The sequence below is a fragment of the Enterobacter sp. JBIWA003 genome (genome assembly GCF_019968825.1).
GTDB classification, from domain to species: Bacteria; Pseudomonadota; Gammaproteobacteria; order Enterobacterales; family Enterobacteriaceae; genus Enterobacter; species Enterobacter quasiroggenkampii.
This window is the reverse complement of the sequence record NZ_CP074170.1, coordinates 3,685,029-3,700,001: the sequence shown is the minus strand read 5'-3', so window position 1 is coordinate 3,700,001 and position 14,973 is coordinate 3,685,029. Positions and strand designations below refer to the sequence as shown.

Sequence of the window (14,973 nt, the reverse complement as noted above, 5' to 3'; positions counted from 1 at the left end):
AAAAAGGATTGTCGGTGTTTTTTCTGACACCGACAAGCAAACCACGTTCAACTCGCGAGCAAGCCCCTATTTTTTTACCGGTTCGCCGTCCTGCCAGGCTTTTTGCAGCGCTGGCCAGTAGTCGCGGTTGGCCTCAATCATCTCATCCAGAATGGCTTTTGCATGTTCCATGGTCGGCACGGTCCGGTTGAGAGTAAACGCCTGCAAGGCTTTCTCATAGCTGCCTTCGATAGTCGCCTCCACCAGCAGCTGTTCAGATGCGAGCTGCTGTTGCAAAAGCGTCTGATGGAACAGCGGCACCTGACCAATACGGATCGGTTCTGGGCCCTCGGAGGTGATATAAGCGGGAACTTCCACCACCGCATCGTACGGCAGGTTGGTAATCGCCCCGCGGTTTTCCACCATCACCAGATGGCGGCTTCGCAGGTTAAAGGCCAGCGAGCAGGCCACATCGACGATAAACTCGCCGTGGACGCCCACGTGAAAGGCATCCGGTAAAATTCCGGTGCGTTGATATTCTTCGGCGGCGGCGAACAGCTTTTTCTCGCGCCCGTCCATCACTTCATTAGCGCGGGTATAGTCCGGGTTCTGGTGCGCCACAATCTGGTTCGGCATCAGGTAATACTGCAGATACGGGTTCGGCAGATACTCGGGGAAATTGTCCATGATCGGCTTGATGTTGCGCCAGGTTTTCACCCAGGAGGGGTCGGAATGCTGCGGATCGGTTTTAGCCGCATCTTCCGTCAGCAGGCCAAACTTAGCGATATGCTTACGCAGCGCCGGGAGCTTGTCTTCGCCGTCCACCAGCACGCGGGTAAACCAGCCGAAGTGGTTCAGGCCGAAGTAGTCCACTTCCAGCTTGCGGCGATCGACACCCAGAATCGCCCCCATATTGCGCATGGCGGCCACCGGCATATCGCAGATGTTCAGCACCCGCGCATTTGGCCGCAGACGGCGCACGCCCTCCGCGACGATCGCCGCCGGGTTGGAGTAGTTCACGATCCAGGCTTTTTCATGCGCGTAGCGATCGACCAGATCGATAAGCTCCACCATCGGCAGGATCGTGCGCAGGCCGTAGGCCAGCCCGCCGGGGCCGCACGTTTCCTGGCCCACCACGCCGTGACGCAGCGGGATCTTCTCATCCTGCTCGCGCATCTTATACTGACCGACGCGCATCTGGGCAAAGACGAAATGGGCGCCGCTGAAGGCCACTTCCGGGTCGCTGGTGACGGTAAATTTGATGTGCTGACTTTGGTCGCGAATGACCTTCTCGACGACCGGCGCAATGGTGTTCTGACGCGCCTCGTCGATATCGTACAGGCGAATTTCGGCCAGCGGGAAATCCTGCAGGCGCACCATCAGGCTTTTCACAATGCCTGGCGTGTAGGTGCTGCCGCCGCCGGCAATCGACAGAATGAACGGGGGTGTAAACATCTTTAGCTCCTTTCAGAGAAACGTCTCAACGGCTTCTCGCATTTTTTTGACATGCAGCCCGTAGACCACCTGAACGTTGTTACCTTGTTTGATAATCCCTTTCGCGCCGGTCGCCTTCAGACGCGGCTCGTCGATAATGGCGACGTCCTTTACCGTGACGCGTAAGCGGGTGTAGCAGTTGTCCACCACTTCAATATTTTCCCGGCCGCCCAGCCCCACCACGATGGACTCGCCCAGACCGTCGTTATTGCCCTTCGCCTGGTACTCCTGCTTGCTGTAGAGGCGCGTCTCCTGGTCCTCATCTTCACGGCCCGGCGTTTTCATGTTGAAGCGCAGGATCAGGAAGCGGAACACCACGAAGTAGAGGGCGAACATGATCAGCCCGACCAGGATGTACATCGGCCAGTTGGACTTGGTCGTGCCGAGCGGCAGGTTGTAGAGGATGAAGTCGATAATCCCGTTGGCGCCGATGGCGTGAACGCCCAGCAGGGAGAACAGCATCATGCCGATGCCGGTCAGCACCGCGTGCACCACGAACAGCAGCGGGGCGACGAACAGGAAGGAGAACTCAATCGGCTCGGTGACTCCGACCAGCTGCGAGGTCAGCGCCGCCGGGATCAGAATCGCTTTCGCCGCCGCTTTACGCTCTGGCCTGGCGGTCATATACATCGCCAGCGCCGCGGCGGGCAGGCCAAACATCTTGCTGATGCCGCGGGCGTCCCACACCACGGTGCTGCTGAGCTGCTTCACGTCCGGGCAGGCCATCTCAGCGAAGTAGATGTTGCGCGCGCCCTGATACACCGTGCCGCAGACCTCCTGCGTGCCCCCGAGTTCGGTATAGAGGAACGGGGTATAGACCAGATGGTGCAGGCCAGTGGGGACCAGAATGCGTTCCAGGAAGCCGTAGATGGCCACGCCAAACGGTCCGGAGCCTTTGATGGCCAGCGCCAGGGCGCTAATGCCGTGCTGGGCAAACGGCCACAGTTCGCTCATCACCACGCCGAGCAGCATGGAGACTGGAAGCATTACAATGGCGACAAAACAGTGGCCGGAGTAAATCGCCATCGCGCCGTTAAACTGTACGCCGGAGTATTTGTTGTACAGATATCCGGAGAGCGCTCCGGTCAGGATCCCGGCGAAAACGCCCATCTCCAGCACCTGGACGCCCAGCACCATGGTCTGCCCGGCCGCCTTCATTTCGGCTGCAGGCGCCAGCGCGCCCTGCAGCTGCAGCGTGACGTTCATGGCGTTGATGAATACGACAAAGGTGACCAGGCCAATCAACGCGGCATAGCCTTTATCGCGCGTCGCCAGACCAATCGGAATACCAACGGCAAACACCAGTGCCAGGTTCACCAGCACCGACACGGCCGATTTCGCGATAAGCTGACCAAGATGCTGAATCAGCGGATGGCCAAGAAAGGGCAGGTATTCAGCGAGATTACCGTTACCCAGCACGTTACCAAAGGCGATAAACAGACCGACGATCGGTAAGATAAGCACCGGTCCGTACAATGATTTTCCGAAATTTTGTAGGGCATTCACGGCTCGTTTCATGGCTTTCTCTCTTATTGAACCGCGCACTCGGGGTGCGTCATGGCTATAAAATTAGCAGCCTTCATGGACGCTTATCCAGCTATCCTCTTGTTTTAAAAACAAATGACGTGAAAGGTAACATGTGACGTTTGGGGCTGTGATCGCGATTCCATCACGGCGTAGCGGCGTGCTGCCATTCTGCGAGGCGCTTTCCAGATTCTAAAATTGGACTTTTTGAATTAATGAAACTTGCGGATAATACTTATCCGGACGACGACCAACAGGCCCCCTCAGGGCCAGGGACAAAGGATGAAACCGTTTCGCTTAGCCGCGCTCTCCCTTGCGCTGCTTACCACGTTTACGCTTGTCGGCTGTGATAACAGCGACGATAAATCTCAGGCTGCGGCTCCCGCGGCATCCACCGCATCCACACCGAAAGCCGCGGAAAAGCCAAATGCTGAAACGCTGGCTAAGCTCGCCGCCCAGAGTCAGGGAAAAGCGCTGACCCTGCTGGATGCCTCTGAAGTTCAGCTCGACGGTGCCGCCACGCTGGTGCTGACATTCTCGGTTCCGCTGAATCCCGATCAGGATTTCGCGAAAACCGTGCATGTCGCGGACAAAAAAAGCGGCAAAGTTGACGGGGCGTGGGAACTTGCGCCTAACCTGAAAGAGCTTCGCCTGCGCCATCTGGAGCCCAACCGCAACCTGGTCGTCACCGTTGAACGGGGCCTGCAGGCGCTGAACAAGGCGACGTTCGGCATTGATTATGAGAAAGCCCTGACCACCCGGGACGTTGAACCCACCGTTGGTTTTGCCAGCCGCGGCTCGCTGCTGCCGGGTAAGGTGGTGGAAGGGTTGCCGGTAATGGCGCTCAACGTCAACAATGTTGACGTCAACTTCTACCGCGTGAAGCCGGAATCGCTGGCTTCCCTTGTCAGCCAGTGGGAGTACCGTAACTCGCTGACCAACTGGGAATCCGACAACCTGCTGAAGATGGCGGAGCTGGTTTACACCGGTCGATTCGATCTTAATCCGGCGCGCAACACGCGCGAAAAATTACTGTTGCCCCTGAAGGATATTAAACCGCTCCAGCAATCTGGCGTTTATATCGCGGTCATGAACCAGGCCGGGCACTACAACTACAGCAACGCCGCGACGCTCTTTACCTTAAGCGATATTGGCCTGTCCGCTCACCGTTATCATAATCGCCTGGACATCTTCACCCAGAGTCTGGAGAACGGTGCGGCGCAGTCCGGCGTCACCGTCACCCTGTTGAACGATAAAGGGCAGACGCTTGCCGAAGCGAAAAGCGACGGCGATGGCCACGCAAAGCTTGAGACCGACAAAGAGGCCGCGCTGATCCTGGCCAGTAAAGACGGCCAGACCACGCTGCTTGACCTCAAGCTGCCGGCTCTTGATCTGGCGGAGTTTGATATCGCAGGGAGTCCGGGCTACAGCAAGCAGTTCTTTATGTTTGGCCCACGCGATCTCTACCGCCCGGGCGAAACGGTGATCCTCAACGGCCTGCTGCGCGACAGTGACGGTAAGCCACTTCCCGATCAGCCCGTGAAGCTTGACGTGCTGCGTCCGGATGGACAGGTCGCGCGTACGATCGTCGTCAAGCCGGAGAACGGACTCTATCGCTTCAACTATCCACTGGACAGCGGGGCGCAGACCGGCATGTGGCATATCCGCGCCAACACGGGCGATAACCTGCAGCGTCTGTGGGACTTCCACGTTGAAGACTTCATGCCAGAGCGTATGGCGCTCAACCTGAGCGGACAAAAAACGCCGGTTTCACCACAGGATAACGTGGACTTTAACGTGGTCGGCTATTACCTGTATGGCGCTCCGGCCAACGGTAACTCTCTGCAGGGCCAGCTCTTCCTGCGTCCGCTGCGTGACGCGGTGGCCGCGCTGCCGGGCTTCCAGTTTGGTGATATCGCTGAAGAGAACCTGAGCCGCAGCCTGGATGAAGTGCAGCTTACGCTGGACGAGCAGGGACGTGGGCAGGTTTCTACCGAAAGCCAGTGGAAAGAGGTGCACTCTCCGCTGCAGCTGATCCTGCAGGCCAGCCTGCTGGAGTCGGGCGGTCGTCCGGTGACGCGTCGTGCTGAGCAGGCTATCTGGCCCGCAGCGGAATTGCCGGGTATTCGCCCTCAGTTCGCCAGTAAAGCCGTTTACGACTACCGCACCGATACGACCGTCAACCAGCCGATTGTTGATGAGAACGGCAACGCCAGCTTCGACATCGTGTATGCCGATGCCAGCGGCGCGAAAAAGGCCGTTTCCGGGTTACAGGTTCGTCTGATTCGCGAGCGTCGGGACTACTTCTGGAACTGGTCTGAGAGCGAAGGCTGGCAGTCTCAGTTCGATCAGAAAGACCTGGTCGAAGGCGAGCAGGAGCTGACACTTAAGGCCGATGAAACGGGTAAAGTCACCTTCCCGGTGGAGTGGGGCTCTTATCGTCTGGAGGTGAAAGCGCCTGATGAGATGGTCAGCAGCGTGCGCTTCTGGGCGGGGTACAGCTGGCAGGATAACAGCGACGGCACCGGCGCTGCACGCCCTGACCGTGTGACCTTGAAACTGGATAAGCCAGCCTATCAGCCAGGCGACACCATCAACCTGCACATTGCCGCGCCAGCCGCAGGCAAGGGCTATGCGATGATCGAGTCCAGCGAAGGGCCGCTGTGGTGGAAAGAGATCGACGTACCGGCAAACGGACTGGATCTCGCTATCCCGGTCGACAAGGCCTGGAAGCGTCACGACCTCTACCTGAGTACGCTGGTGGTACGTCCCGGAGATAAATCCAAATCCGCCACGCCGAAACGCGCGGTCGGCCTGCTGCATCTGCCGATGGGTGACGAAAATCGCCGCCTGAATATTGCGCTCAATAACCCGCAGAAAATGCGTCCAAACCAGACGCTCTCGGTGAAGGTGAAAGCCAGCGTGAAAGAGGGGGCCGTGCCGCAGAAGGTGAACGTCCTGGTATCGGCGGTGGACAGCGGCGTGCTGAATATTACCGATTACGTCACGCCGGATCCGTGGCAGGCTTTCTTTGGTCAGAAGCGTTACGGCGCGGATATCTACGATATATACGGCCAGGTCATTGAAGGGCAGGGCCGTCTGGCCGCGCTGCGCTTTGGTGGCGATGGGGATGAACTGAAGCGCGGCGGCAAACCGCCGGTGAACCACGTCACCATCATTGCCCAGCAGGCACAGCCGGTTACGCTGGATGCCAACGGGGAAGGCACAATTACATTGCCAGTTGGAGACTTCAACGGTGAGCTGCGTCTGATGGCGCAGGCCTGGACGGAAGAGGATTTCGGCAGCAGCGAAAGCAAGATTATCGTGGCCGCGCCGGTCATTACCGAGCTGAATACCCCGCGCTTCCTGGCAAGCGGAGATACCTCGCGGCTGACGCTGGATATCACTAACCTGACCGACCAGCCGCAAACGCTGAATATCGCCCTGAACGCGACAGGCAAACTGGCGCTGGAAGGCTCGCAGCCTCAGCCGGTTCAGCTGCCACCGGGGGCGCGCAGCACGCTGTTTATTCCGGTACGCGCGCTGGACGGTTATGGTGACGGTGAAGTGACCGCGCAGGTGACCGGCCTGCAGCTTCCGGGCGAGACCTTCGCCCCGCAGCAGAAGAGCTGGAAAATCGGCGTGCGTCCGGCGTTCCCGGCGCAGACGGTCAATACCGGTGCCATGCTGAACCCTGGCGAATCCTGGACTGCACCGGCGCAGCACAGCAACGGTTTCTCTCCTGCCACCCTGCAGGGGCAACTGCTGCTGAGCGGCAAACCACCGCTCAACCTGGCGCGCTATATTCGCGAACTGCAGGCCTATCCGTATGGCTGTCTGGAGCAGACCACCAGCGGTCTGTTCCCGTCGCTCTACACCAACGCGGCGCAGCTTACGGCGCTTGGCATCAAAGGTGATACGGACGATAAACGCCGTGCCGCCATTGATATCGGTATTTCCCGTCTGCTGCAGATGCAGCGTGAAGACGGCGGGTTCGCGCTGTGGGATAAAAACGGTCCGGAAGAGTACTGGCTGACGGCCTACGTGACCGACTTCCTGGTCCGTGCGGGCGAGCAGGGCTACAGCGTGCCTGCCGATGCGGTGAATAATGCCAATAGCCGGTTGCTGCGCTACCTGCAGGACCCGGGCATGATGTCTATTCGCTACAGCGACGATACGCAGGCCAGCAAGTTCGCCGTGCAGGCCTATGCCGCGCTGGTGCTGGCACGTCAGCAAAAAGCGCCGCTGGGCGCGCTGCGTGAAATCTGGGATCGTCACGCTCAGGCGGCGTCCGGCCTGCCGCTGATGCAGCTGGGCATGGCGCTCAAGCTGATGGGCGATGCCCCGCGCAGCCAGCAGGCGCTGGATCTGGCGCTCAAAACGCCGCGCAACGACAGCAAAACCTGGATGGCCGATTACGGCAGCCAGCTTCGCGATAACGCGCTGATGCTCTCTCTTCTGGAGGAGTACAAGCTGCTGCCGGATGCGCAAAATACGCTGCTGAATGCCCTGTCTGAGCAGGCCTTCAGCCAGCGCTGGTTGTCCACTCAGGAGAGCAATGCACTGTTCCTGGCCGGTCGTTCGCTGCAAACCTTGTCGGGTGCGTGGCAGGCGAAAACCTCCCTGTCAGATTCCGCATCAGGTGGCGATAAAGCGCAGGTACAAAACGTGAGCGGCGACCAGCTTGGCGCGCTGCAGGTGACCAATACCGGCACTTCACCGCTGTGGGTACGCCTTGATAGCACCGGTTATCCTGACTATGCTCCTCAGCCGAGCTCGAACGTGCTGCAGGTTGAACGCCATATTCTGGCTACGGACGGCAGCACGAAATCGCTCTCTTCGCTGAAGAGCGGCGAGCTGGTGCTGGTATGGCTGGAAGTCAAAGCCAGCCAGAACGTCCCGGACGCGCTGGTGGTTGATCTCCTCCCTGCGGGTCTGGAGCTGGAAAACCAGAATCTGGCAAGCAGCAGCGCCAGCCTGCAGGACAGCGGTAGCGAAGTGCAGAACCTGCTCAGCCAAATGCAGCAGGCGGACATTCAGCATATGGAATTCCGCGACGACCGCTTTGTGGCGGCCGTGCCGGTAAATGAAGGTCAGCCGGTTACGCTGGTTTATCTGGCGCGCGCCGTGACGCCGGGAACCTACCAGGTGCCGGTTCCGATGGTCGAGTCTATGTATGTGCCGCAGTGGCGGGCAACGGGTGCGGCCAGTGGCCCGCTGATTGTTGTTCCGTAATATGCGAATGGCACGTTTGACACGCTCCCGCTGGCTGTGGCTGGCGGGAGCGCTTCTCGTTTTATGGGGGCTGATTGTCGCCGCCGACCGCCTGTGGCCGTTGCCGCTGAAAGAGGTTAACCCTGCCCGGGTGGTGGTGGATGAGAAGGGCACGCCGCTCTGGCGTTTTGCCGATAGCGACGGGATCTGGCGCTATCCGGTTACGATCGAAGAGGTCTCTCCCCGTTATCTTGAGGCGCTGATCCAGTACGAAGATCGCTGGTTCTGGGATCATCCCGGCGTAAACCCGCTTTCTGTCCTGCGTGCCGCCTGGCAGGATCTCAGTTCCGGGAAAGTCATCTCTGGCGGAAGCACGCTCACCATGCAGGTCGCGCGACTGCTGGACCCGCATCCGCGCACCTTTGGCGGTAAAATTCGCCAGCTCTGGCGTGCCATGCAGCTGGAGTGGCATCTTTCCAAACGCGAAATCCTCACGCTCTATCTCAATCGCGCCCCATTTGGCGGTACGCTGCAGGGCGTGGGTGCGGCAAGCTGGACGTATCTCGGCAAGCCGCCGTCGCAGCTCAGCTATTCCGACGCGGCGCTGCTGGCGGTGCTGCCGCAGGCACCGAGTCGTTTACGCCCGGATCGCTGGCCTGAACGGGCCGAAGCGGCGCGCAATAAAGTGCTCGACCGCATGGCGACGCAGGGCGTCTGGTCCGCAAAGCAGGTCAAAGAGTCCCGTGAAGAATCAGTATGGCTGGCGCCCCGGCAGATGCCGCAGCTGGCGCCGCTCTTTGCACGCATGATGCTCGGCAAAAGTCGCGACACGAAAATTGTCACCACGCTGGATGCCGGACTGCAGCGGCAGCTGGAAGAGCTGGCGATGAACTGGAAATCCCGCCTGCCGGCACGCAGCTCGCTGGCGATGATCGTGGTCGATCATACCGATATGAAAGTGCGCGGCTGGGTGGGATCGGTGGATATCAACGATGACACGCGTTTTAGCCATGTGGATATGGTCAATGCGATCCGATCGCCGGGATCGGTGTTAAAACCTTTTATCTACGGCATGGCGCTGGATGATGGCCTGATCCATCCCGCCTCGCTGCTTCAGGACGTTCCCAGAAAAACCGGTGACTATCGGCCCGGGAATTTTGACAGCGGGTTTCATGGACCGGTCAGCATGAGTGAAGCGCTGGTACGCTCCCTCAACCTGCCTGCCGTTCAGGTGCTGGAAGCCTACGGACCAAAACGATTTGCCGGGATGCTGAGCAACGCAGGCTTGCCGCTGATCCTGCCTGCGGGGGCGCAGCCGAATCTGTCTCTGATCCTCGGCGGGGCAGGCGCGCGGCTGGCAGATATCGCCGCTGCCTACAGTGCTTTTGCCCGACACGGTAAGGCGGGTAGGCTGCGCCTGCAGCCAGGCGATCCGCTAACTGAACGTCCGCTGTTATCACCGGGCGCGGCGTGGATTATTCGCCGTATTCTGGCCAATGAAGCGCAGCCGCTGCCGGATAATGCGCTACCCCAGGTTGCGCCGCTGGCGTGGAAAACCGGTACCAGTTACGGCTACCGTGATGCCTGGGCCATCGGTCTGAATGCCCGTTATGTGATAGGCATCTGGACCGGACGACCGGACGGCACGCCCGTGGCGGGACAGTTCGGGTTTGCCAGCGCGGTTCCGCTATTAAACCAGGTCAATAACCTGCTTCAGTCGCGCTCAACGGTAGACGAAGCCCGTCTGCCGCGCGATCCGCGTCCGGCAAGCGTCGGACGGGGCGTGATCTGCTGGCCGGGCGGCCAGTCGCTACCGGAAGGCAGCGAAAACTGTCGACGTCGCCTGTCGACCTGGCTGCTGGAAGGGAGTGAACCGCCCACGCTGCTCCTGCCCGAACAGGAGGGCATACGCGGGATCCGTTTCCCGGTCTGGCTGGATAAAACCGGCAAACGCGTGGCCGCAGATTGCCCGGATGCTACTGAAAAAGTCCTGGATGTCTGGCCGCTGCCGCTGGAGCCGTGGCTGCCTGCAACCGAGCGTCGTGCGGTACGGATTCCGCCTTCATCAAGAATCTGTCCTCCGCTGTCGCAGGACGCACCTGCACCACTCATTCTGACCGGCGTGCGTGAAGGGGCCGTTATTAAACGTCTCCCGGGTGAATCCCGCGTTTCGCTGCCGCTTCAGGCGACCGGCAATAGCGGTGAGCGCTGGTGGTTTTTGAACGGTGAACCGCTGAATGTGAAAGGAAGCGTTTACACATTACAGCTTGATAAGTCGGGCGATTATCAGTTACTCGTTATGGATGAGACCGGGCAGGTCGCGACGGTGAATTTTACGCTTCAGTGACCTGAAAACAGCTTTCTGATGTGAGCTGTTGCTAAAACTCGTCTTATTTTAAAAAAATGTTACCTGAATCCATAGGCAATGGCGCCATTGCTCATTATAATCCGCGCCACACCATACTCAGGTATGCAAAACAACAGAACATTGACAGAGGTTATCATGGCTATTGAACGTACTTTTTCCATCATCAAACCAAACGCGGTGGCAAAAAACGTTATTGGCAGCATCTTCGCTCGCTTTGAATCTGCAGGGTTCAAAATTGTTGGCACCAAAATGCTGCACCTGACCGTTGAGCAGGCGCGCGGCTTCTACGCTGAGCACGAAGGTCGCCCATTCTTTGACGGCCTGGTTGAGTTCATGACCTCCGGTCCAATCGTGGTATCCGTACTGGAAGGCGAAAACGCCGTACAGCGTCACCGCGATCTGCTGGGTGCAACCAACCCGGACAACGCGCTGGCAGGAACTCTGCGCGCTGACTACGCTGACAGCTTCACCGAGAACGGCACCCACGGTTCTGACTCTGTTGAATCTGCTGCACGCGAAATCGCTTTCTTCTTCGCAGAAGGCGAAGTGTGTCCACGTACCCGTTAATTTAACGGTTTCGTTTACACATTATTTTCGTAAATGCCGCGTCCAGACGTGGCATCCCTGCGCCAGACTTTGTACAATGCAACGCCCCGGACGAGCAGACCGCTTTCCGGGGCGTTTCTATTCAACCCTCCATGGGCCATAACGTGTAACAACGAGGCCGGTAAATATTATGTCTGAATTAGTGAATACCTCCGAAGTCGCCATTCCTGCGGTTCCCAATAAAAATGGAAAAATCAACCTGCTGGATCTGAACCGTCAGCAGATGCGCGAGTTCTTTAAAGAGATGGGCGAAAAGCCGTTTCGTGCCGATCAGGTCATGAAGTGGATGTACCATTACTGCAGCGACAATTTTGATGACATGACTGACATCAACAAGGTCCTGCGCAATAAGCTCAAAGAAGTGGCTGAAATCCGTGCACCGGAAGTGGTGGAAGAGCAGCGCTCCGCGGATGGCACCATCAAATGGGCGATTGCGGTCGGCGATCAGCGTGTTGAAACCGTCTACATCCCGGAAGAAGACCGCGCGACGCTGTGCGTCTCCTCCCAGGTTGGCTGTGCGCTGGAGTGCAAATTCTGCTCAACCGCGCAGCAAGGTTTTAACCGTAACCTGCGTGTTTCAGAAATTATCGGCCAGGTCTGGCGTGCCGCGAAAATCGTGGGCGCGGCAAAAGTCACCGGTACGCGCCCTATCACCAACGTGGTGATGATGGGGATGGGTGAACCGCTGCTGAACCTGACCAACGTCGTTCCGGCGATGGAAATCATGCTGGATGACTTTGGCTTTGGCCTGTCCAAGCGTCGCGTCACGCTGTCGACCTCAGGCGTTGTGCCTGCGCTGGACAAGCTCGGCGACATGATTGACGTCGCGCTGGCGATCTCCCTGCACGCACCAAACGATGAAATTCGTGACGAAATTGTGCCGATCAACAAAAAGTACAATATCGAAACCTTCCTCGCCGCCGTACGTCGCTACCTGGAGAAATCCAACGCCAACCAGGGCCGCGTGACCATCGAGTACGTGATGCTGGACCACGTCAACGACGGCACCGAACATGCGCATCAGCTGGCTGAACTGCTGAAAGATACGCCATGTAAAATCAACCTGATCCCATGGAACCCGTTCCCGGGCGCGCCGTATGGCCGTAGCTCGAACAGCCGTATCGACCGTTTCTCCAAGGTACTGATGGAGTATGGTTTCACCACCATCGTGCGTAAAACGCGTGGTGATGATATTGATGCCGCATGTGGACAGCTGGCTGGTGATGTTATTGACCGCACTAAGCGTACCCTGCGTAAACGCATGCAGGGCGAGACGATCGCGGTTAAAGCTGTTTGATTATTATGCACTCGCGGCGCATTATCTGCGCCGTGAGACATAACCTTACTGAATAATCAGTCAGATTCGTGAAGACTGATCAATAATTACGGTGCGTTTCATCCGACTTTCGGGCAGTATGTAACGACGTAACAACAGTTTAGCCGTACGGGCAGGGCTGTACTGTCATCTCCGGGCTGACAGTCTTATACTCTCTGTTCAAGGTTAACTGACCAGAAGTTTCGCGGTGCGGGTGGCATTGTGACTCACCGGCGCCTGAACCCTTATTTTTCACGTACCAGTAGTTGTAGCGAATGAATACTGAAGCCACTCACGACCAACATGAAGCACTCTCCACTGGCGTTCGTCTTCGCAACGCCCGTGAACAACTCGGACTCAGCCAGCAAGCCGTTGCGGAACGCTTGTGCCTGAAGGTTTCCACGGTTCGCGATATTGAAGAAGATAAGGCGCCTGCCGATCTGGCTTCAACGTTCTTGCGCGGTTATATCCGCTCTTACGCAAAACTGGTGCACATCCCCGAAAACGAATTACTGCCAATGATGGAGAAGCAGGCGCCGGTCCGTGCAGCAAAAGTTGCGCCGATGCAGACCTTCTCCCTGGGGAAACGTCGTAAAAAACGTGATGGCTGGCTGATGAGCTTTACGTGGCTGGTGCTGTTTGTGGTGGTCGGTCTGACCGGTGCATGGTGGTGGCAAAACCACAAGGCGCAGCAGGAAGAGATCACCACCATGGCCGATCAATCCTCCGCCGAACTCAACCAGGCCGGAAATGATAACGCCCAGAGCGTGCCGCTGAATACCGACGGTGCGGCGTCCTCCAGCGAGCCACAGACCGCAGCGCCAGACGCATCGGCGACTGGTGCAGCACAGGCCCCGGCAGCAACGGCTAACACCGCTGCGCCGCAGGCTCAGGATCAAAACGCGGTGGTTGCCCCTTCTCAGGCAAATGTTGATACGGCGGCGAACGCGCCTGCAGCTACTCAGCCTGCAGACAATACCGCAGCGTCTCTGCCAACCAGCCCGGCGGGTACGGCGACACCCGCAGCCGATCCTAACGCGCTGGTCATGAACTTCAGCGCCGACTGCTGGCTGGAAGTGACTGACGCGACAGGTAAAAAACTGTTCAGCGGCCTGCAGCGCAAAGATGGCACGTTAAACCTAACAGGCCAGGCTCCTTATAAACTTAAAATCGGCGCTCCGGCAGCGGTACAGATCCAGTATCAAGGAAAACCTGTCGACCTGAGCCGCTTTATCAGAACTAACCAGGTTGCACGTCTTACCGTTAATGCCGAACAATCAGCAGCACAGTAACAGACGGGCAACGCGGGAGATTTTTCATGCATAACCAGGCTCCGATTCAACGTAGAAAATCGAAACGGATTTACGTTGGGAATGTGCCAATCGGCGATGGGGCACCTATCGCCGTTCAGTCGATGACCAATACGCGCACCACCGATGTGGAAGCGACGGTCAATCAAATCAAAGCATTAGAACGTGTAGGCGCGGACATTGTTCGCGTCTCCGTCCCGACCATGGATGCCGCTGAGGCGTTCAAACTGATCAAACAGCAGGTCAGCGTTCCGCTGGTGGCGGATATTCACTTCGACTACCGCATCGCACTGAAAGTGGCCGAATACGGCGTCGATTGCCTGCGTATTAACCCGGGCAACATCGGTAACGAAGAGCGTATCCGCATGGTCGTGGACTGCGCCCGCGATAAAAATATTCCTATCCGTATCGGCGTTAACGCCGGTTCGCTGGAAAAAGATCTGCAGGAAAAATACGGTGAGCCTACCCCACAGGCGCTGCTCGAATCCGCGATGCGTCACGTCGATCATCTCGATCGTCTCAACTTCGATCAGTTCAAAGTCAGCGTAAAAGCCTCCGACGTGTTCCTTGCCGTAGAATCTTACCGCCTGCTGGCAAAGCAGATCGACCAGCCTCTGCACCTCGGGATCACCGAAGCGGGCGGCCTGCGCAGCGGCTCGGTAAAATCCGCGATCGGTCTGGGGCTGCTGCTCTCTGAAGGGATCGGTGACACCCTGCGCGTCTCGCTGGCGGCCGATCCGGTCGAAGAGATCAAGGTCGGTTTCGATATCCTGAAGTCGCTGCGTATTCGCGCGCGTGGGATCAACTTCATTGCCTGCCCAACCTGTTCGCGTCAGGAGTTTGATGTGATCGGGACGGTGAATGCCCTGGAGCAACGTCTGGAAGACATTATCACCCCGATGGACGTCTCCATCATCGGCTGCGTGGTGAACGGTCCGGGTGAAGCACTGGTGTCAACCCTGGGCGTGACCGGCGGTAACAAGAAAAGTGGTCTCTATGAAGATGGCGTTCGTAAAGATCGTCTGGATAATAGCGACATGATCGACCAGCTTGAAGCCCGCATCCGTGCGAAAGCCGCCATGATGGACGAGACACAGCGTATTAACGTTCAGCAGGTTGAAAAATAACGTGATGGGAAGCCGCGAGCTTCCCATGTATGATTG

At 58.1% G+C, this 14,973-nt stretch carries 8 protein-coding genes; 6 read left to right on the top strand and 2 right to left on the bottom strand.

All coding sequences use genetic code 11. The annotated features are described in order from the left end of the window. Positions 1–66 precede the first annotated feature (66 nt). Complete coding sequence (locus KGP25_RS17690; protein ID WP_223539393.1) at positions 67–1,434, bottom strand: 6-phospho-alpha-glucosidase; 1,368 nt, start codon at positions 1,432–1,434, stop codon at positions 67–69. Between the two features lie 12 nt (positions 1,435–1,446). Beyond that, the gene (locus KGP25_RS17685; RefSeq protein ID WP_223539392.1) at positions 1,447–2,991 is read right to left on the bottom strand and encodes a PTS transporter subunit EIIC; all 1,545 of its coding nucleotides are present in this window, start codon (positions 2,989–2,991) and stop codon (positions 1,447–1,449) included. 288 nt (positions 2,992–3,279) lie between these two features. Here KGP25_RS17685 and KGP25_RS17680 point away from each other — a divergent pair, with 288 nt between their 5' ends. The 6 genes from KGP25_RS17680 to ispG all read left to right on the top strand — a co-directional run bounded on the left by KGP25_RS17680 (position 3,280) and on the right by ispG (position 14,937). Continuing rightward, positions 3,280–8,232 carry an alpha-2-macroglobulin gene (locus tag KGP25_RS17680; protein ID WP_223539391.1) on the top strand — a complete coding sequence of 1,651 codons (4,953 nt, stop codon included), beginning with the start codon at positions 3,280–3,282 and terminating at the stop codon, positions 8,230–8,232. Between the two features lies 1 nt (position 8,233). Continuing rightward, positions 8,234–10,558 carry a peptidoglycan glycosyltransferase PbpC gene (gene pbpC / locus KGP25_RS17675; RefSeq protein ID WP_223539390.1) on the top strand — a complete coding sequence of 775 codons (2,325 nt, stop codon included), beginning with the start codon at positions 8,234–8,236 and terminating at the stop codon, positions 10,556–10,558. A 156-nt stretch (positions 10,559–10,714) separates the two neighbouring features. Next, positions 10,715–11,146, top strand: a complete 432-nt coding sequence (ndk, locus tag KGP25_RS17670; RefSeq protein WP_003860625.1) for a nucleoside-diphosphate kinase — start codon at positions 10,715–10,717, stop codon at positions 11,144–11,146. Positions 11,147–11,315: 169 nt separating this feature from the next. After that, complete coding sequence (locus KGP25_RS17665) at positions 11,316–12,482, top strand: bifunctional tRNA (adenosine(37)-C2)-methyltransferase TrmG/ribosomal RNA large subunit methyltransferase RlmN (RefSeq protein WP_014171168.1); 1,167 nt, start codon at positions 11,316–11,318, stop codon at positions 12,480–12,482. A gap of 293 nt (positions 12,483–12,775) precedes the next feature. Next, complete coding sequence (rodZ, locus tag KGP25_RS17660) at positions 12,776–13,792, top strand: cytoskeleton protein RodZ (protein ID WP_223539389.1); 1,017 nt, start codon at positions 12,776–12,778, stop codon at positions 13,790–13,792. Between the two features lie 26 nt (positions 13,793–13,818). Further along, entirely contained in the window at positions 13,819–14,937 is a 1,119-nt protein-coding gene (ispG, locus tag KGP25_RS17655) for a flavodoxin-dependent (E)-4-hydroxy-3-methylbut-2-enyl-diphosphate synthase (RefSeq protein ID WP_008502138.1), read from the top strand. Positions 14,938–14,973 lie beyond the last annotated feature (36 nt).

Excerpts from the sequence above, each read along its gene's own strand:
- KGP25_RS17690 (WP_223539393.1), bottom strand. The coding sequence starts at position 1,434 with ATGTTTACACCCCCGTTCATTCTGTCGATTGCCGGCGGCGGCAGCACC.
- KGP25_RS17685 (WP_223539392.1), bottom strand. The coding sequence starts at position 2,991 with ATGAAACGAGCCGTGAATGCCCTACAAAATTTCGGAAAATCATTGTAC.
- KGP25_RS17680 (WP_223539391.1), top strand. The coding sequence starts at position 3,280 with ATGAAACCGTTTCGCTTAGCCGCGCTCTCCCTTGCGCTGCTTACCACG.
- pbpC (WP_223539390.1), top strand. The coding sequence starts at position 8,234 with ATGCGAATGGCACGTTTGACACGCTCCCGCTGGCTGTGGCTGGCGGGA.
- ndk (WP_003860625.1), top strand. The coding sequence starts at position 10,715 with ATGGCTATTGAACGTACTTTTTCCATCATCAAACCAAACGCGGTGGCA.
- KGP25_RS17665 (WP_014171168.1), top strand. The coding sequence starts at position 11,316 with ATGTCTGAATTAGTGAATACCTCCGAAGTCGCCATTCCTGCGGTTCCC.
- rodZ (WP_223539389.1), top strand. The coding sequence starts at position 12,776 with ATGAATACTGAAGCCACTCACGACCAACATGAAGCACTCTCCACTGGC.
- ispG (WP_008502138.1), top strand. The coding sequence starts at position 13,819 with ATGCATAACCAGGCTCCGATTCAACGTAGAAAATCGAAACGGATTTAC.